A 17,743-nucleotide genomic window follows, 5' to 3' on the forward strand; every position below is an offset into this window, starting at 1 on the left:
TCGCCGCAAACGGATGCAATGCTTTACCCGGCGAAGGCTACAGCACCGCCCGGCGGGAAAAGTCCCGCAGGCGGAAGCCCAGGAGCGCCAGCATACCGAAATAGGCGACCACACCGGCCACCACCAGCGCGCCCAGGCGCACCAGGCGAATCGGCATGCCGCCCTGATCCCACGCCGGCATGAAGTGCATCATGCCGATCAGCACGGCGCACATCACCAGTACAGCTACGACTAATTTGGCAATGAACCTGCCCCAGCCGGCCTGCGGCTCGAACAGCTGCTGCTTGCGCAGTTGCCAGAACAGCAGGGCCGCGTTCAGGCAGGCCGCGAGGCTGATCGCCAGGGCCAGGCCCGCATGCTTGAGCGGACCAATGAACACCAGGTTCATCAACTGGGTGGAAACCAGGGTGAACAGCGCGATCTTCACCGGCGTCTTGATGTTCTGCCGCGCGTAGAAGCCCGGAGCCAGCACCTTCACCAGGATGATGCCGAGCAGGCCAACCGCGTAGGCGATCAGCGCGCGCTGGGTCATCAGGGCGTCGTGGGCACTGAATTTGCCGTACTGGAACAGCGCGACAGTCAGCGGCTCGGCGATCACCGCCAGGGCCAGGGAACAAGGCAAAACCAGCAGGAAGCACAGGCGCAGCCCCCAATCCATCAGGCGCGAGTACTCGTGACGGTCATCGCTGGCGTAGGTCTTGGCCAGCGACGGCAGCAGGATGGTACCCAGCGCCACGCCGAGAACGCCGGAGGGCAGTTCCATCAGTCGGTCGGCGTAATACATCCACGACACCGAACCTGCGACCAGGAAGGAGGCGAAGATAGTGTTGATGATCAGCGAAATCTGGCTGACCGAGACGCCAAGGATCGCCGGCCCCATCTGCTTCATCACGCGCCACACGCCGGAATCACGCAGATTGAGGCGCGGCAGCACCAGCATGCCGATCTTCTTCAGGTGCGGCAGTTGATAGAGCAGTTGCGCCAAGCCACCGGCCAGCACCGCCCAACCCAGCGCCATGATCGGCGGATCGAAGTACGGCGTCAGGAACAGCGCGAACAGGATCATGCTGACGTTCAGCAGGGTCGGCACGAAAGCCGGCACCGAGAAGCGGTTCCAGGTATTGAGGATCGCGCCCGCCAGGGACGCCAGCGAGATCAGCAGGATATAAGGAAAGGTCACCCGCAGCAGGGAACTGGTGAGCTCGAACTTCTCCGGTGAGTCGACGAAACCGGGCGCCGTCACCCAGATCACCCAGGGAGCGGCAAGGATACCCAACGCCGTGACGACCGCCAGGATCAGTGTCAGCAAGCCGGACACATAGGCGATGAAGGTGCGCGTCGCCTCCTCGCCCTGCTGGGTTTTGTACTCCGCCAGGATCGGCACGAAAGCCTGGGAGAACGCTCCCTCGGCGAAGATCCGGCGCAGCAGGTTGGGCAGCTTGAAGGCGACGAAGAAAGCGTCAGTCGCCATGCCGGCGCCAAACATGCGGGCGACTATGGTGTCGCGCACGAAGCCGAGCACCCGCGAGATCATGGTCATCGAGCTGACCGCGGCCAGCGACTTGAGTAGGTTCATAGCGTCCAGAACTGGTAGAATGGCCGCCCCTGCCGGGCACGGCACTGGCCTAGAGCGTTTGCTCGACTGCCAGGCGAAGCGCAGCAGTGTAGGGCTGCGGGGCGAATAAATCACCCCATCCGCCGGAGAGCGTGCGCCTGTCGCACCGCTCGTCGGAGGCAGCTCATACCCTTGACAAGGCCTTGATGCAACGGCATTATTCGCGGCCTTAATTTATTCGCAACATCCCAAGTTTTTTTCGAGGAGCTCGACGGTGGCCAACACACCTTCCGCCAAAAAACGCGCCAAACAGGCTGAGAAGCGTCGCAGCCACAACGCCAGCCTGCGTTCCATGGTTCGTACCTACATCAAGAACGTAGTCAAAGCAGTCGACGCCAAGGACCTGCCGAAGGCCCAAGCCGCTCTGGTTGCTGCCGTACCGGTCATCGACCGTATGGCCGACAAAGGCATCATCCACAAGAACAAGGCCGCTCGCCACAAGAGCCGCCTGAACGCCCACGTGAAGGCCCTGGCCACCGCGTAAGCGTTCCGTTCTTGAAAAACCGGCCCCAGGGCCGGTTTTTTATTGCCTGCGATTTGCCTGCCTGACACTTATCCACAGGGCGATTTTCTGCAGGCAAAAAGAAAGGGCGGTCAATCCGCCCTTTTTCTTACTTCTCAGGCCACGGCATGATCGGAATCGCCGTCACCGCATTCTGCGGACTGCCTTCGATCACCCGGTCGCTATAGACCAGATAAACCAGCGCATTGCGCTTCTTGTCGAAGAAGCGCACCACCTGCATGGTCTTGAATACCAGCGAAGTGCGCTGCTGGAACACCACCTCGCCATCCTTCAGCTCGCCGGCAAAGCGGATCGGCCCGACCTGACGACAGGAGATCGATGCCTCGGCGCGATCCTCCGCCAGCCCCAGCCCGCCTTTCACGCCGCCCGTCTTGGCCCGGGACAGGTAGCAACTGACGCCTTGCACCTTCGGATCATCGAAAGCCTCGACGACGATCTTGTCGTTCGGCCCGACCCACTTGAACACGGTGGACACTTCGCCAACCACATCGGCCCGCGCCAGCGCCGGCAACAGCAGCAGTGCAGCGATCATTCCCTTGCGCATACGGACGCTCCTCAGACCAGAACCAGATTGTCGCGATGCACCAATTCCGGCCCATCGACATAGCCCAACAGGCTTTCGATGGCATCGGTCGGCTGACCGATGATCTTCTGCGCTTCGAGGGCACTGTAATTGGCCAGCCCACGGGCAATTTCACGCCCCTGTTGATCCACGCAAACGATCATCTCTCCGCGCCGGAAGCTGCCCTGCACGGCCTTCACACCGACCGGCAGCAGACTCTTGTGATCCTGAGCGACAGCCTTCACCGCACCATCATCCAGCACCAGCGTGCCGCGCATCTGCAGGTGGCCGGCCAGCCACTGCTTGCGCGCCGCCTTGCGGCTCTGCTCGGGGGTCAACAGCGTGCCGAGACGCTCGCCGACACGCAGGCGATCGAGCACGCGCTCGATACGACCACCAACGATGACAGTGTGCGCACCGGAGCGGGCAGCGAGACGTGCCGCGCGCAGCTTGGTCTGCATACCGCCGCGACCCAGCGCACCACCGGTACCACCCGCCACCGCATCCAGAGCAGGATCATCGGCGCGAGCCTCGAAGATCAGCTCGGCATCGGGATTGTTGCGCGGGTCGGCGTCGAACATGCCATCACGATCAGTGAGGATCACCAGCAGGTCAGCTTCGACCAGGTTGGCCACCAGCGCCGCCAACGTATCGTTGTCACCGAAGCGGATCTCATCGGTGACAACGGTGTCGTTCTCGTTGATCACCGGGATCACGCCGAGATCGACCAGCGTGCGCAGGGTATTGCGCCCGTTCAGGTAGCGTTTGCGGTCCGACAGGTCGTCATGGGTCAGCAACACCTGCGCGGTCTGCAGGCCATGCACACCGAAGCTGGACTCCCAGGCCTGCACCAGGCCCATCTGCCCCACCGCGGCGGCAGCCTGCAGCTCGTGCATGTCACTAGGTCGGGAAACCCAACCCAGGCGACTCATACCCGCCGCGACGGCGCCCGAAGACACCAGCACCAGCTCGACACCCGCGCAATGCAGCGCGACCATCTGCTCGACCCATACCGCCATGGCGTCGCGATCCAGACCGCGACCATCGGCGGTCAGCAGCGCACTGCCAATCTTGACTACCCAGCGCTTGGCGCCAGTGACCTTCTCACGCATACCCTCAACCTTAGAAGTCAGGCTTCACACGTTTCATCCGGACCGGCGGGCGCCGCTCCGATCAAGGCACGTAGAAGATTTCCGGCCCATCGCCGTCGTCTTCGTCATCCTCGAAATCATCGTCATCCACATCGTCGACATTCTTCAGACCGGAGCGACGCAGTGCACGGGCGTCGTCCAAGGCCTGCAGACGGGCGCGGGCCTCGTCCTCGATGCGCTGATCCAGCACCGCCAGAGCTTCGCCGAAGGCCGGCTCCTCCTCGATGCGCAGGGTGCGCTCGTCGAGGTACTTCATGATGTCCTGGCTCAGCTTCTCAGTGCCTTCGCGCTCCAGCGCAGAGATCACGTAGACCGGACCTTCCCAGCCCAGGCGCTCGACCACAGCCTGCTTGCGACGCTCCTGCTCTTCGGGCTCGAGGATCTGGTCCATCTTGTTCAGCACCAGCCAGCGGTCTCGCTCGGTCAGCGCCGGACTGAATTTCTCCAGCTCGTGGACGATGGTTTCCGCGGCATCGGCCGGGTCACTTTCATCCAGCGGCGCCATGTCGACGATGTGCAGCAGCAGGCGGGTACGCGCCAGGTGCTTGAGGAAGCGGATACCCAGGCCGGCGCCTTCGGCAGCACCCTCGATCAGACCAGGAATATCGGCGACCACGAAGCTCTTGAAGCGACCAACACTGACCACGCCCAGGTTCGGCACCAGGGTGGTGAAGGGATAATCGGCAACCTTCGGCTTGGCGGCAGACACCGCACGAATGAAGGTGCTCTTGCCAGCATTCGGCAGACCGAGCAGACCGACGTCCGCCAGCACCTTCAGCTCCAGCTTGAGATCGCGCGCATCACCGGGCTTGCCCGGAGTGGTCTGGCGCGGCGCACGGTTGGTGCTGGACTTGAAACGGGTGTTACCCAGTCCGTGCCAACCGCCCTGCGCAACCATGATGCGCTGACCGGCAGTGGTCAGGTCGCCGATGATTTCCTGGGTATTGGCATCAATGATGGTGGTACCGACCGGTACGGGGAGGACGAGATCGTCACCCTTGGCGCCCGTGCAGTCCTTGCTGCCGCCGTTCTCGCCACGCTGGGCGTCGAAACGACGGGTGTAGCGGTAGTCCACCAGGGTGTTCAGGTTCTCGTCGGCCTCGAGATACACCGAGCCGCCGTCGCCACCGTCACCGCCGTTGGGACCGCCTTTCTCGATGAACTTCTCGCGGCGGAAGCTCATGAGGCCGTTGCCGCCGTCACCGGCTTTCACGTGGATGGATACTTCGTCGACGAATTTCATTGCGAACGCCTCCCGCCTAGCGGCGGGTTGAAAATAAGAAAAGGAGCATAGGATACAGCCAAGTCCGCGCAAACACCCGAACCGACAGCACCTCGCCTGGAAACGCCAGAAACAAAAAAGCCCCGTCGCGAGACAGGGCTTTTTCAGTGAGAGCTCGCTTAGGCAGCGACGACGCTTACATAGCGACGGCCAAAGGCGCCTTTCACTTCGAACTTGATCACGCCGTCGACTTTAGCGAACAGGGTGTGATCCTTGCCCATGCCAACGCCGTAGCCAGCGTGGAACTGGGTGCCGCGCTGACGCACGATGATGTTGCCTGCTTTAACAGCCTGGCTACCGAACAGCTTCACGCCAAGACGTTTGCTTTCTGAGTCGCGGCCGTTGCGGGTACTACCGCCAGCTTTTTTGTGTGCCATGAGTCAATTCTCCTGAAGAGGAATTAGGCCTGGATGCCGGTGATTTTGATTTCAGTGAACCACTGGCGGTGGCCCTGACGCTTCATGTGGTGCTTGCGGCGGCGGAACTTGATGATGCGGATTTTATCGTGACGACCGTGGGAAACCACTTCTGCAGTCACTTTCGCGCCTTCTACCACCGGCAGGCCGATCTTGACGTCATCGCCATTGGCAACCAGCAGGATACGATCCAGGTTGATCGCTTCGCCGGTGGCAACGTCGAGTTTCTCGACCTTGAGGAATTCGCCTTCGGTGACTTTGTATTGCTTGCCACCAGTAACAATTACTGCGTACATCTGGATGTCTCCGTTAGACCTGCTCACCCGACGCTTTATAGAAAGAGGAATCGGTCGGCATGGCTGCATGGGGCCGGAAAGGACGCCCGTGCAATTGCGTAAGGCAGGATATGCCAGGGAAGTTCGGGGCCGCGATTCTACGCAAACACTCGGCGCGGATCAAGCCCCATGGGGCCTCGCCTTGACAGGTCTTCCCCGCGGCACCTAGCATGCCGCGCAATCTACGAGGAGCGCTGTCTTTAATGCAACCCCAGGCTTTCTATCGCGTGGTGGCGGACGACTTCACCGCCGTCGACGGTATCATCCGTCGCCAACTCACTTCCCGCGTTCCCCTGGTGGAAAAGATCGGCGACTACATCATCTCCGCCGGCGGCAAGCGTCTTCGCCCGCTGCTGGTGCTCCTCTCGGGCAAAGCCCTGGGCTATTCGGGCGATGACCTGAAGCTGCTGGCCGCCACCATCGAATTTCTGCACACCTCCACCCTGCTGCACGACGACGTGGTCGACGCCTCCGGCCTGCGCCGCGGCCGCGCCACCGCCAATGCACAGTGGGGCAACGCGCCGAGCGTGCTGGTGGGCGATTTCCTCTATGCGCGCTCCTTCGAAATGATGGTCGAACTGGGCTCCATGCCGGTCATGCGCATCATTTCCCAAGCCACCCGCGTGATCGCCGAAGGCGAAGTGCTGCAACTGTCCAAGGTACGCGACGCCAGCACCACCGAAGAAACCTACATGGAAGTCATCCGCGGCAAGACCGCGATGCTCTTCGAAGCCTCCACCCACAGCGCCGCCGCGCTGGCCAACGCACAGCCGGAGCAATCCGAGGCGCTGCGCCTGTTCGGCGATGCTCTGGGCATCGCCTTCCAGCTGGTGGACGACCTGCTCGACTACCGCGGCGACGCCGCCAGCCTGGGCAAGAACGTCGGCGACGACCTCGCCGAAGGCAAGCCCACCCTGCCGCTGATCGCCACCATGCGCAACGGCACCCCGGAACAGGCTGCGCTGGTGCGCAAGGCCATCCAGCAGGGCGGCAGCCAGGACCTGGAAGGCATCCGCGCCGCCGTGGAAGCCGCCGGCGCGCTGGACTACACCGCCAACCTGGCCCGCGAGTATGCCGCCCGCGCCGTCGACTGCCTGAAGGCGCTGCCGGACAACGAATACCGCGCCGCGCTGATCGAGCTGGCCGAGTTCGCCGTCGCCCGCACGCACTGATCCGCCGTTTCGCCAAAGCCCGCCCCGGTTCGCCGCGGCGGGCTTTTTGTTGCCTGTCCGTTGATCGGGAACAACAGATCGTCGCCGGCGCGAAATTTTTTCCAATTCAGGCTTGCTATTGAGATAATAAGAATTATTCTCATTAAACGGTCTGCACGGAGGAACACGCCATGACCTACATGATCGACGCCTGGCTGGATCGCCCGCACCCCTACCTGCGCATTCTGCATCGGGACACTGGAGAAGTCTGCGCGGTGCTGGAGGAAGAGGCCCTGGATGAGCTGCGCGAACAGGGCGGCCTGGAGCTGTCCGAGCTCAATACCAGCGAACCGCTGGTACTCAAGGAGCTGGTGCGCAACCTGTTCCTGTTCTGTTACGCCCGCGCACTGCGCTAGTCGACCACAACCACGACTGTAGGAGCGAGCTTGCTCGCGAACAACCCTTGCAGCGGTGCCGAGAGGTTCGCGAGCAATGGCTGGGCGCCCCCCTCGGTCCTACAAAAAGCAGGTGCAGTGCAAAGATTGCGGCGGCGCAGGACGCGTCGTCGGTGCTCCGCCGCCCGGGAGGCGGATGCACAAAGGGGCGCCGAAGCGCCCCTTTTCCTGCGGAGCGGCCAGGGATGGCACTCCGCAGTGAACCCTCATGGAGTCAGAGGATTTCCAGCAGCTCGACATCGAACACCAGCACGCTGTGCGGCGGGATGCTGCCGACGGCCTGGCCGCCATAGGCCAGCTCGCTCGGTACGTGCAGGCGCCATTTGCTGCCGGCGTTCATCAGTTGCAGGGCCTCGACCCAGCCGGCAATCACGCCGCCCACCGGGAATTCGGCCGGCTGGCCGCGCTCGTAGGAGCTGTCGAAGACGGTGCCATCGACCAGGGTGCCGTGGTAGTGGGTACGCACGGTGTCCTCGCGGGACGGCTTGGCGCCTTCGCCGCTGACCAGCACTTCGTACTGCAGGCCGGACGGCAGGACAGTAATGCCTTCGCGCCTGGCGTTTTCCACCAGGTACTCGCGGCCAACGGCGGCGGCGGCTTCGGCTTTGACCTGGGCTTCGGCCTGCATGCGTTCGCGGATCACCTGGAAGCTGGCGGACAGGGCTTCGCCCGGAACACGGCTTCCGGCGCCGGCGTAGGCGTCGGACAGGCCAGCGAGGATGGCGCCGAGAGTCATGCCCGGAACCGGGTTCTCGCGCAGCTGGTCGCCCAACTGACGGCCGATACCGTAGCTGACGCGGGCTTCGTCGGTGGAAAGATTGAGTTCGCTCATGGCGGCGCTCCGCTGGGGGTTCAAAAAAGGGCCGCCAGCCTAGCACACATGCACCGCCGCCCCCACCGCGCGAGCCTCGCGCAGCGGGATGGGCCCGGCGCCCGGGAACCTAATGCAGTGGGATGGTCACGCCCGCGCCGATGTCGCGCTCATCATCCATGCCGCACATCTCGTCATGCACCACGGCATGCACGAGATGGAAGGGAACGTTGGGTAACGCGCGGAGCACTTCTCGCGCATGGGCAACGGAGCGCACGCTGATGACGTGCCCGGCCTCGTCCTGGACCGGGTAGAAGCGCGCGCCCATGCGCGCCTCCAGCACGTAGATATCGCCCTCCAGCGACACCAGGTTGATCTCGTCGATGTCGCCTGCAACGGAGCGGCTGGTCAGTTCCTGCAGATTCATGTGCTGCACCTCCTGCGGATTGATCCACGCGGAAAGTCTTGACCAGTAGGCGCTCACCGCAAGGTGAAAACGCAACCGCCCGTCCGTTTTGCAACGGCCGGGCGGCGTGGATGGTGCAGCAGGGTTTCAGTGATCGTGGCGCGTGGCCTTGTCCAGGTAGCCCATGGCAAAGGCCGAGAGGACGAAGGTGAGGTGCATGATCACGTACCACATCAGCTTGTTGTCTTCGATGTTCTTGGCGTCCATGAAGATGCGCAGCAGGTGGATCGAGGAAATCGCGACGATGGAGGCCGCCACCTTGTTCTTCAGCGAACTGGCGTCCATCTTGCCGAGCCAGCTGAGCTTTTCCTTGCCTTCGTCGATATCCAGCTGCGACACGAAGTTTTCGTAGCCGGAGAACATCACCATCACCAGCAGGCCACCGACCAGGGCCATGTCGATCAGCGACAACAGCACCAGGATCAGGTCCGCCTCGGCGATGCTGAAGATGCTGGGCAGGATGTGGAAGATTTCCTGGAAGAATTTGATGGTCAGCGCCAGCAAGGCCAGCGACAGGCCGATGTAGATCGGCGCCAGCAGCCAGCGCGCGGCGTACAGGGAGTTTTCGACGAATCGTTCCATGGTGCTCGCAGGAGAGGTCTTGGGAAAAGGGCGGCCGCAGTATAGCGGATGGTCTTTGCGAGTTATCCCGGCTTTCTATAGATAAATATGTCTGTGGATAAATAGGTGGGCGGCCACGGTATGAAACCGTAGCAGCCAAGCGCCCCGCGGCTTTCAGCGGATAGTGCAGGGACTGCACAATCCCTCTCTCAGCCTTTAAGACCTCAACCCTCGGGGCGGAACTGGAAGTTGCCGACATGGCGCGAACGCTCGCCGTTCAGGCGGCGCAATTCGCCTTGCAAGTGCAACTGCCAGATGGGGGGATCGTCCGCAACGATGTAGCCCTGCTGGGCCAGGCAGTCGGAGATCGCTTCGAGCACACCTTCGGCCACGAAAGGCCCGCAGAACGGGCCCTGCGCCTTGATGGCGGTGGGCTGCGCACCGGACATGCCGGCGGCGCACAACAAGGTCCAGAGTCCATTCTCTCCGGCCAGCGGCCTGATCTCGCACTCGATGCGCGTGGTCAGCCCCAGACAGGGGCGGATAAGGCAGAGGTTACGCGGCATGGCGGCACCCTCGCGGTTGTCCTGAGATTGAGACTACACCCAGGTTCTGACACGCGAAAGTGCGGATTTATCCGGCTATCTTGCGGGCAACGGCGTGAAAATGGCGCCGGTGGAATGTCCCGACCGGCGCCCTGGCCGTACTCAGTCAGCGTCTTTCTTCTTGCGGGCACGCTCCTTTTTCACCGGAGCCTGGTCGACCGGAGCTTTGTCTACAGGAGACTTCGCTACCGGCGCCTTCGGCTTGCTGGCGGGCTTGGCGGCTGCGGGCTCCTTGGTGGGTTTTTCCTTCTCTTCCTCGTCCATACCCAGCTCCGAGATTTCCTTCAGGCGTTCGACGACACGGGCGTTGACGCTGCCCTTGGGGAAGTGGCCCTTGGCATCCGGCGCCCCCGCCGGCTCGCCGACCAGCAGGCTCAGCGCCTCGTCGGCCTGGCGCACGGCGTAGATATGGAACTGGCCGTTGCGCACCGCCTGCAGCACGCGTTCGTCGAGCATCAGGGTGGCGACGTTGGCGCGCGGGATGATCACGCCTTGTTCGCCCGTCAGGCCGCGAGCCTCGCAGAGGCGGAAGAAGCCTTCGATCTTCTCGTTGACCCCGCCGACCGCCTGCACTTCGCCAAACTGGTTGATCGAGCCGGTGATGGCGAAGCATTGGCGCAGCGGCGTGCGCGACAGGGCGGAGATCAGCGTGCAGACCTCGCCCAGCGAGGCGCTGTCACCGTCCACGTAGCCGTAGGACTGCTCCAGCGCAATGCTCGCAGAAATCTCCAGGGGGAATTCCTGGGCGTAGCGGCTGCCGAGGTAGCCGGTGAGGATCATCACGCCCTTGGAGTGGATCGGCTGGCCGAGGTTGACCTCGCGCTCGATGTCGACGATGCCGCTGCCACCCGGGTAGACGGTGGCGGAGATGCGCGCCGGCATGCCGAAGGCGGAGTCGCCGACTTCCAGCACGGTCAGGCCGTTGCACTTGCCCACTGCGGCGCCTTCGCTATCGATCAGGATGATGCCGGCGAGGATGTCGTCGAGAATCCGCGCCGACACGCGGCCGGTGCGGGTTTCCTTGGCCTTCAGGGCGCGCTCGATGTGGCCCAGGTCGGTCACTTCCTGGCCGGCCAGCTGGCGGATGAAGTCCGCTTCGCTGACCAGCTGGAACAGGTCGCCGATGCGCGCGGAAAGACGGCCCTGGTGTTCGGCCAGGCGAGCACTGTAGGTCGCCAGGCGCGCCACGGCCTCACGGGTGAGCGGCGCCAGGCCCTCTTCCGAAGTGCGGGTCTTGAGCAGCTGGGCGAACTGTTCGAGGCTGTCCTCGGCCAGCGGGATGTCCTCGTCGAAGTCCACCAGCACGCGGAACATCTCCTGGAAGTCCGGATCCAGGTCCTGCAGCGTGTAGTAGATCTGCCGCGAGCCAATGATGATCACCTTGAGGTTCAGCGGGATCACCTGGGGTGTCAGGCTCATGGCGGTCAGGCGACCGAGTTCGGCCAGGGGCGATTCCATCTTCAGCTGGCGCGACTGCAGGGCGCGCTTGAGCGCATCCCAGACGAAGGGCTCGCCGAGCATTTTTTCCGCTTCGAGCACCAGGAAGCCGCCATTGGCGCGGTGCAGCGCGCCCGGACGCAACTGGCGATAGCTGGTGTAGAGCGCGCCCTGGTCAGAGGCGTACTCGATGCGGCCGAACAGGTTGTCGTAGGTCGGGTGCGACTCGAACACCACCGGTGCGCCACCGGTGGCGTGGTGGGCAATCGCCTGGTTAGGCGCGTACTGCTCTTCCAGACTCTGCTTGCGCTGCGGGTCGGTACGCTCGGCGTCCACCAACTGGTCGACCACGGTCTTCAGCAGGTTGAGCTGCATGGCCTGCAGGTAGGCGCTGACCCCGGAGTTGTTGTTGTACTTCTCCACCAGCGGCGCCAGCAGGGGCTGCAGCGCCAGGGTGATGGTTTCCTCGTTGAGCTGGCGCAGCTGGTTGCTGGACTCGCGCTTCCACTGCGGCAGGCTGGAAAGCTCCTCGTTGAGGTGTTCCTCCAGGTCAGCGATGTCGGCGTGGAAGCGCTCGCGCTCCTCTTCCGGCAACTGGGCAAACTCGGCTTCATCCAGCGCCTTGCCGTCCTTCATCGGGGTGAAGGCGATGTTGGAACTGTCGCGATACAGGGCGACTTCCTTCTCCAGCGCCAGGCGCTCGACGGTATCCAGGGCCTTGTCGTAGCGCTGGTTGAAGGCGCGGTCGATGGCGCTCTTCTTCTGCTGGTACGCCGGGTTCTCGAACACCGAGGGGAAGGTGGACAGCAGGTTGTCGATCAGGTGGTCGATATCGGTGCCGAATTCGGCGGCGCTGCCCGGCGGCAGCTCGATCACGCGCGGCTCGCGCGAATCGTCGAAATTGTTGACGTAGACCCAATCGGCCGGCGTCGGCAGGCGCTTGCCCTCGGCCTTCAGATAGCGCTGCACGAAAGAGAAGCGGCCGGTGCCCGGCTCGCCCATGACGAATACGTTGTAACCCGGGCGCGGCATCGCCACGCCGAACTGCAGCGCCTCGACCGCGCGCTCCTGTCCGAGCACGCCCAGGAAAGGCTCCAGTTCTTCGGTGGTCTTGAAGGGAAACTGTTCGGGAGTGAAGGGGCGGGTCAGTTCATCGGGCGCCAGGCGCAGGCCGGCAGCAACGGAATCGGGCATTGGAGGTCCTTGCTTCGAGCGGCGCGAGGCCGCGGAGATTCGTCCGCATTCTCGCGCCGCCCGCGCGCCACTGGCAAGGCAGTATTGGTGACAGTTTCAGTCCACTGCGTCGGCGCAGCGCAGGCAGTGCTCGGCGGCTGGCAGGGCGCGCAGGCGGCGCTCCTCGATGGCTTCACCGCAACGCGCGCACTCGCCGTAGGTGCCGTCCGCCAGGCGCAGGCGCGCCATGCCTACCAGGCGCATGCCCGCGTCTGCTTCGGCCAGCAGGGCGCGCAGGACATCATCGTTCTGCCGCTGCTGGGCCTGCTCGGCGAAGTCCGGCGAGTGGCTGCGACCGAGGTCGCGGCGGATGGCTTCGGCACGCTTGGAATATTCGGCCGCCAACTGGTCCAGCGCTGGCCGCGGATCGAAATCGACCATGACTACATCCTCGCAAGGGGAACTGATTCAAGTGTGGTCGGTTCCAAGACTTCCGCCGCTGATGCCGATCAACAGCAAGTCATCCGAGCCCTTCAGCCGGACCCGCCATACTGCCTGCAGCAGCGGTTGCCTTGACACCCGCAAGGCATTGGAGAAAAGCTCTGGCCAGGCGCTGTTTCGCTGTCAGCGACTGATCAACGGTCCCCGACCTCAAAAAGAGAGAAAAAAGATGAAAAGGATTCTGCTCGGTACCCTCCTCGCCACCGCGTCCCTCAGTGCCCTCGCCGATGCCCCCGGCAGCGACGGCTGCGGCTGGGGCAACATGCTGTTCAAGGGCCAGCGCGGCACTGCGACCCACGTCCTCGCCGCCACCACCAACGGCACCAGCGGCAACAACACCTTCGGCATGACAACCGGCACCAACGGCTGCCACACCAACGGCGCGCTGACCTATGGCGGCAAGCCGATGATCGTGCTCAGCAGCATGATGGACGAGCTGTCCGAAGACATGGCCAAGGGTGACGGCGAAGCGCTGACCACCTACGCCGTGGTGCTGGGCGTGAAGCCCGAGGACCGTGCGCACTTCGCCCAGGTGACCCACGAGCATTTCGCCCAGATCTTCAACAAGTCCGACGTCACCGCCGAGGACGTCTACGCCAACACCCAGGCCGTCCTGAAACAGGACAGCACTCTGGCCAAGTACGCCGAACAGGCCTGATGGCCAACGCGAGCCCGCCCGCTCCGGGCGGGCTCACCCTTCCCTTCCAGTAGCCCACTCGATGCCCAAACGCCTGTTGCCCTGGATGGCGCTGTGCGCCTGCACCCCACTGCTGGCTTCGCCGGCGATCGACCCACAACGCCTGCAGACGCTGGCTGACGAACCCTACTGGCTGGCCCTGGGTCACTACGAACACGCCAAGCTCGGCGGTTGGCGCAGCTTCGTCGACGACCCGAAGTTCTTTCTCGCCAAGGACGGCGACCACCATCCGCAGTCGGAACTGGCCGCCACCGTGAAGGCCCTCTACGCCCCGGCCAGCCTCGGCGACAAGCACGCCCAGTGCGTCTACCCGGCGCGCACCCGCTGGCTGCGCCAGCAGTTGCAGCTCGATGACCTGCCGGCGGTCGAGTGCAAGGAATTCACCACCTGGTACCGGGACATCAACCCGCACAGCGCCGTGCTGGTGTTCCCGGCCGCTTACCTGAACAGCCCGTCCTCGATGTTCGGCCACACCCTGCTGCGCATCGACCAGGCCGACGTCGACTCCGACAACACCGCCCTGCTCAGCTACGCGCTCAACTTCGGCGCCTACATCGAGGGCATGGACAACAGCATCCTCTACGCCTGGAAGGGCCTGATGGGCGGCTACCCCGGTCTGTTCGCCCTGGTGCCCTACCGCGAGAAGCTTTCCGAATACAGCCGCCTGGAGAATCGCGACCTCTGGGAATACCGCCTGAACCTGACGCCGGAAGAAACCGCGCGCATGGTCGAGCACGTCTGGGAGCTGAAGCAGATCCGCTTCAAGTACTACTTCTTCGACGAGAACTGCTCCTTCCGCCTGCTGGAGCTGCTGGAGATCGCCCGTCCCGGCACCGAGCTCACCGACCACTTCCCGCTCACCGCCATCCCCACCGACACCGTGCGCGCGGTGAAGGACGCCGGGCTGATCGATCGCGTGGACTACCGCCCCTCCCGCGAGCGCGAGCTGCTGGCCCGCGGCGAACCGCTGAGCCACGACGAGAAGGTACTGGCGCGACACATCGCCGACGACGACAGCCAGCTGCAGAGCCCCGAGTTCGCCGCCCTGCCCCCTGACCGCCAGGCCCTGGTGCAGGACACCGCCTTCCGCCTGGTGCGCTACCGCGCCACCGGCCAGGAGCGCGACCAGCCCACCGCCTCGCGCAGCTACAACCTGCTCAAGGCGATCAACCGCAACCCGCCACCAGCGCTGGACGTGGAACGCCCCGGCCAACCGGAGAACGGCCACGAGTCGCGCACCTGGCAACTGGGCGCCGGCAGCCGCGACGGCGAAGCCTTCGCCCAGTACGGCCTGCGCATGGCCTATCACGACCTCGACGACAACGCCTATGGCTTCCCGCTGGGCGCACAGATCGAGATCGGCCAGCTCAAGCTGCGCCAGTACGAAGGCAACCGCTGGCAACTGCAGCAACTGGACCTGGTCACCATCCGCTCCATGACACCGCGCAACGAGCTGCTGCAACCACTGTCCTGGCAGGTCGCCGGCGGCTGGGAGCGGGTGATCGGCAAGCACAGCGACAACGACCACGACACCCTGGTCGGCCACCTGAACGGCGGCGCCGGCGGCAGCTGGAAACTGACCGACGACCTGCAGGCCTACGCCCTGGGCACGGCTCGCATCGAGAACAACCAGGACTTTGCCGCCACCATCGCCCCGGCCATGGGCTTCGACACCGGCGTGCTGTGGAGCAACCCGCTGGGCAACCTCAGCCTGGAAGGCAAGGGCGACTACTTCCACAACGGCGAAGTGCGCCGCACCCTGAGCTTCGGCCAGCAGGTCGAACTGGGCCGCAACCTGGGGCTGCGCCTGTCCGCCCAACGCGAGTTCAGCCACGAGGCCAGCCCGCGCAACGAGGTGATGCTGGAGCTGCGCTGGTACCACTACTGAGGCGCATCGCGCCTCAGCTCCTCAGCGACCCCCAATCCAGGCCGAAGCGCGCCAGGTACTTGCGCAGGCGGTCGGCGTCGTTGGGGTTCTGCTTTTCCTGGCGCGAGACGGCGAACAGCTGACGACCGGCATCGGACAGGCTGCACGCCTGCCGGCAGACGCCGATCACCGCTTCCAGTTGCAGGCGGTCGAACAGGTCCAGCGCCTCGGCGCCCTCCCCCAGCAAGGGCTGCAGCAGGCTATCCGCCTGGGTGGCGCCCCAGGAGCGCCGTAACCGGCCGATCTCTTCCTCGACCAGCGCCTCATCGACCCGCCCACTGTCAGCCAGGGTCGCCATGCGCGTGATGGACGCCGACAGCTCGCGGAAGTTGCCGCTCCACAGTGCCTGCGGCGAATTGGCGAAGGCCAGGTAGCGCATCCGCGCCTCGCGATTGAAGCGCACCAGCCTGCCCTGCTCACGGGCGTGGCGCTCCAGCTCGAAATCGATGTTCGGCTCGATATCCTCGCGGCGCCCGGCGAGGCCCGGCAGGTCGAAGGTCCAGAGATTGATGCGGGCAAACAGGTCCTCACGGAACAGCCCTTCGGCGACGCGCTCGCGCAGGTCGCGGTGGGTACCGGCGATCAGCTGGAAGTCGCTGCCCACCTCGCGGTCCGAGCCCAGCGGGAAGAAACGCTTCTCCTCGATGGCCTTGAGCAGCATGGCCTGCTCGTCCAGGCCCAGCTCACCGATCTCGTCGAGGAACAGCATGCCGCCGTCCGCCGCGCGCAGCAGGCCTTCACGGGCGTTCTGCGCGCCGGTGAAGGCGCCCTTGATGTGACCGAACAGCGCCGACATCGCGCCATCACCGCGCAACGTCGCGCAGTTCACCTCGACGAAACGCCCCTGGAACTGGTGCCGCGCACGCTTGAGTTCGTAGACACGGCGAGCGAGGAACGACTTGCCGGCGCCGGTCGGGCCGATCAGCAGCATCGGCGCGCGGGAGCGCCCGGCAACCCGCTCGATCTGTTCGATGGAACGGTTGAATTCGGCGTTGCGCGTGGCGATGCCGGACTTGAGGAAAGCCAGGCTCTCCTCCTGCTCGCGGCGGAAGCGCGTGGCAATGCGGTCGTAACGCGACAGGTCGAGGTCGATGACCGCGACCGTCCCTTCCGGCTGCCGCGCCTCGTCCTTGCGCCGCGATGGCGAGGCCTGCACCAGCCGCGCCGGCAGGTAGCGCGCCTCGGTCAGGAGGAACCAGCAGATCTGCGCGACGTGGGTTCCGGTGGTGATGTGCACCAGGTAGTCCTCGTGCTCGGTATCGAAGCGGTAGCCACCGACGAAATCGTGCAGCGCGCCGTAGACCTCTTCGAAGTCCCACGGGTTACGCAGCGCCATCGGCTGCAGCCGCACCTCGGTTTCCGGAGAGATGTGCTGCACGTCGGCGGCGATGCGCTCGGCCAGCCCGATATCCCGCGCATCCAGCCCGTGGATCAGCTCCAGGCGATCGATCAGCAAATCCTGCTGCTGGCACAGCCCGACCGTGGGCCGCCACTTCTGCCAGCGCGCTGCGCCCTTGCCGACGCGGTCCAGGGTTGAACCGAGGAAGCCGATGGCGACCGTTTTCTTGGCTTTCATCTTTTATCCATCAAGATAAATAACGATCTCAGGATATCTATAAATCTTCTTACCGACCAACCAAAGAAATCAGATATTCATGTAATGAAAATAATTAAATCGTTATTTATCAGTTAGTTATAAATATTTCTCACCCATCCAAAACAAACCTGGCACGCCCCTCGCTATATCTCCCTCGACCGCATCGCTGATGCAGCCCACGGGCAGGGATTCAAACTCCCGCCGGTGCCCGAGCCCACCCCTGGTGTCGGCTTCGTGCATGCCGCTGCAGCAGTCACGGTCGATGGCGCGGTAGCTCAGCCCGGTAGAGCACTCCCCTTCGAGGGAGCCGTCGCAGGTTCGAATCCTGCCCGCGCCGTTCGATAGCTCAGTCCGGTAGAGCAGCCATCGAAGGAATGGCCTGTCGCGGGTTCGACTCCCGCTCGAACACTGCCCTGTTAAGGCAGCTACTCATGAAGGCAACACCCCGCCGGTGGGCGACGGGACAGGCGCAAAGCGG

The 17,743-nt window shown here is 64.0% G+C and carries 18 protein-coding genes and 1 tRNA gene; 6 read left to right on the top strand and 13 right to left on the bottom strand.

Annotation, left to right across the window (positions count from 1 at the left end; genetic code table 11):
• Nucleotides 1-37 precede the first annotated feature (37 nt).
• Nucleotides 38-1,576: a murein biosynthesis integral membrane protein MurJ gene (murJ, locus tag G4G71_RS27845; protein ID WP_169941900.1), complete on the bottom strand. Its 1,539-nt coding sequence runs from the start codon at nt 1,574-1,576 to the stop codon at nt 38-40.
• 253 nt (nt 1,577-1,829) lie between these two features.
• On the opposite strand from murJ, the gene rpsT reads away from it, so the two are divergent.
• A complete protein-coding gene (gene rpsT, locus G4G71_RS27850; protein ID WP_009617555.1) occupies nt 1,830-2,099 on the top strand; it encodes a 30S ribosomal protein S20 in 270 nt (89 codons plus the stop codon).
• A 127-nt stretch (nt 2,100-2,226) separates the two neighbouring features.
• Here the strand turns inward: rpsT and G4G71_RS27855 are convergent, their stop codons facing one another.
• The 5 genes from G4G71_RS27855 to rplU form a co-directional block, all read right to left on the bottom strand.
• On the bottom strand, nt 2,227-2,682 hold the full coding sequence (locus G4G71_RS27855) for a CreA family protein (RefSeq protein ID WP_169941902.1): 456 nt from the start codon (nt 2,680-2,682) through the stop codon (nt 2,227-2,229).
• Nucleotides 2,683-2,693: 11 nt separating this feature from the next.
• On the bottom strand, nt 2,694-3,812 hold the full coding sequence (proB, locus tag G4G71_RS27860; RefSeq protein ID WP_138520296.1) for a glutamate 5-kinase: 1,119 nt from the start codon (nt 3,810-3,812) through the stop codon (nt 2,694-2,696).
• A gap of 61 nt (nt 3,813-3,873) precedes the next feature.
• On the bottom strand, nt 3,874-5,094 hold the full coding sequence (gene cgtA / locus G4G71_RS27865) for an Obg family GTPase CgtA (protein ID WP_169941904.1): 1,221 nt from the start codon (nt 5,092-5,094) through the stop codon (nt 3,874-3,876).
• 158 nt (nt 5,095-5,252) lie between these two features.
• A complete protein-coding gene (gene rpmA, locus G4G71_RS27870) occupies nt 5,253-5,510 on the bottom strand; it encodes a 50S ribosomal protein L27 (protein ID WP_017521622.1) in 258 nt (85 codons plus the stop codon).
• Between the two features lie 23 nt (nt 5,511-5,533).
• The gene (gene rplU / locus G4G71_RS27875; RefSeq protein WP_138212169.1) at nt 5,534-5,845 is read right to left on the bottom strand and encodes a 50S ribosomal protein L21; all 312 of its coding nucleotides are present in this window, start codon (nt 5,843-5,845) and stop codon (nt 5,534-5,536) included.
• A 242-nt stretch (nt 5,846-6,087) separates the two neighbouring features.
• Here rplU and G4G71_RS27880 point away from each other — a divergent pair, with 242 nt between their 5' ends.
• Both G4G71_RS27880 and G4G71_RS27885 read left to right on the top strand, forming a co-directional pair.
• Entirely contained in the window at nt 6,088-7,056 is a 969-nt protein-coding gene (locus G4G71_RS27880) for a polyprenyl synthetase family protein (RefSeq protein WP_169941906.1), read from the top strand.
• A 170-nt stretch (nt 7,057-7,226) separates the two neighbouring features.
• Nucleotides 7,227-7,451, top strand: coding sequence for a PA4570 family protein (locus G4G71_RS27885; protein ID WP_045217230.1), 225 nt, complete (start codon nt 7,227-7,229; stop codon nt 7,449-7,451).
• A gap of 253 nt (nt 7,452-7,704) precedes the next feature.
• Here the strand turns inward: G4G71_RS27885 and G4G71_RS27890 are convergent, their stop codons facing one another.
• The 6 genes from G4G71_RS27890 to G4G71_RS27915 all read right to left on the bottom strand — a co-directional run bounded on the left by G4G71_RS27890 (nt 7,705) and on the right by G4G71_RS27915 (nt 12,984).
• On the bottom strand, nt 7,705-8,322 hold the full coding sequence (locus G4G71_RS27890; RefSeq protein WP_169941908.1) for a BamJ family beta-barrel-assembly machinery protein: 618 nt from the start codon (nt 8,320-8,322) through the stop codon (nt 7,705-7,707).
• A gap of 109 nt (nt 8,323-8,431) precedes the next feature.
• The gene (locus tag G4G71_RS27895; protein ID WP_037014909.1) at nt 8,432-8,728 is read right to left on the bottom strand and encodes a DUF6482 family protein; all 297 of its coding nucleotides are present in this window, start codon (nt 8,726-8,728) and stop codon (nt 8,432-8,434) included.
• Between the two features lie 126 nt (nt 8,729-8,854).
• Nucleotides 8,855-9,349, bottom strand: coding sequence for a TIGR00645 family protein (locus tag G4G71_RS27900; RefSeq protein ID WP_017521628.1), 495 nt, complete (start codon nt 9,347-9,349; stop codon nt 8,855-8,857).
• A gap of 203 nt (nt 9,350-9,552) precedes the next feature.
• The gene (locus G4G71_RS27905; protein WP_024763074.1) at nt 9,553-9,894 is read right to left on the bottom strand and encodes a PA4575 family protein; all 342 of its coding nucleotides are present in this window, start codon (nt 9,892-9,894) and stop codon (nt 9,553-9,555) included.
• A gap of 141 nt (nt 9,895-10,035) precedes the next feature.
• Nucleotides 10,036-12,564, bottom strand: coding sequence for a Lon protease family protein (locus tag G4G71_RS27910; protein WP_169941910.1), 2,529 nt, complete (start codon nt 12,562-12,564; stop codon nt 10,036-10,038).
• A 96-nt stretch (nt 12,565-12,660) separates the two neighbouring features.
• Nucleotides 12,661-12,984 carry a TraR/DksA family transcriptional regulator gene (locus G4G71_RS27915; RefSeq protein WP_169941912.1) on the bottom strand — a complete coding sequence of 108 codons (324 nt, stop codon included), beginning with the start codon at nt 12,982-12,984 and terminating at the stop codon, nt 12,661-12,663.
• Nucleotides 12,985-13,213: 229 nt separating this feature from the next.
• On the opposite strand from G4G71_RS27915, the gene G4G71_RS27920 reads away from it, so the two are divergent.
• Together G4G71_RS27920 and G4G71_RS27925 are read left to right on the top strand one after the other, a co-directional pair.
• On the top strand, nt 13,214-13,702 hold the full coding sequence (locus tag G4G71_RS27920) for a DUF3015 domain-containing protein (protein WP_038803701.1): 489 nt from the start codon (nt 13,214-13,216) through the stop codon (nt 13,700-13,702).
• A gap of 61 nt (nt 13,703-13,763) precedes the next feature.
• Nucleotides 13,764-15,629: an Lnb N-terminal periplasmic domain-containing protein gene (locus tag G4G71_RS27925; protein ID WP_169941914.1), complete on the top strand. Its 1,866-nt coding sequence runs from the start codon at nt 13,764-13,766 to the stop codon at nt 15,627-15,629.
• 13 nt (nt 15,630-15,642) lie between these two features.
• On the opposite strand, the gene rtcR is transcribed toward G4G71_RS27925, so the two are convergent.
• Nucleotides 15,643-17,244, bottom strand: coding sequence for an RNA repair transcriptional activator RtcR (gene rtcR / locus G4G71_RS27930; protein ID WP_169941915.1), 1,602 nt, complete (start codon nt 17,242-17,244; stop codon nt 15,643-15,645).
• A 285-nt stretch (nt 17,245-17,529) separates the two neighbouring features.
• Between rtcR and G4G71_RS27935 the strand changes: the two genes are divergently transcribed.
• Nucleotides 17,530-17,602: transfer RNA gene (locus G4G71_RS27935), tRNA-OTHER, on the top strand.
• Nucleotides 17,603-17,743: the final 141 nt, after the last annotated feature.

Source organism: Pseudomonas multiresinivorans (assembly GCF_012971725.1).
In the GTDB taxonomy this organism is placed as follows: domain Bacteria; phylum Pseudomonadota; class Gammaproteobacteria; order Pseudomonadales; family Pseudomonadaceae; genus Pseudomonas; species Pseudomonas multiresinivorans.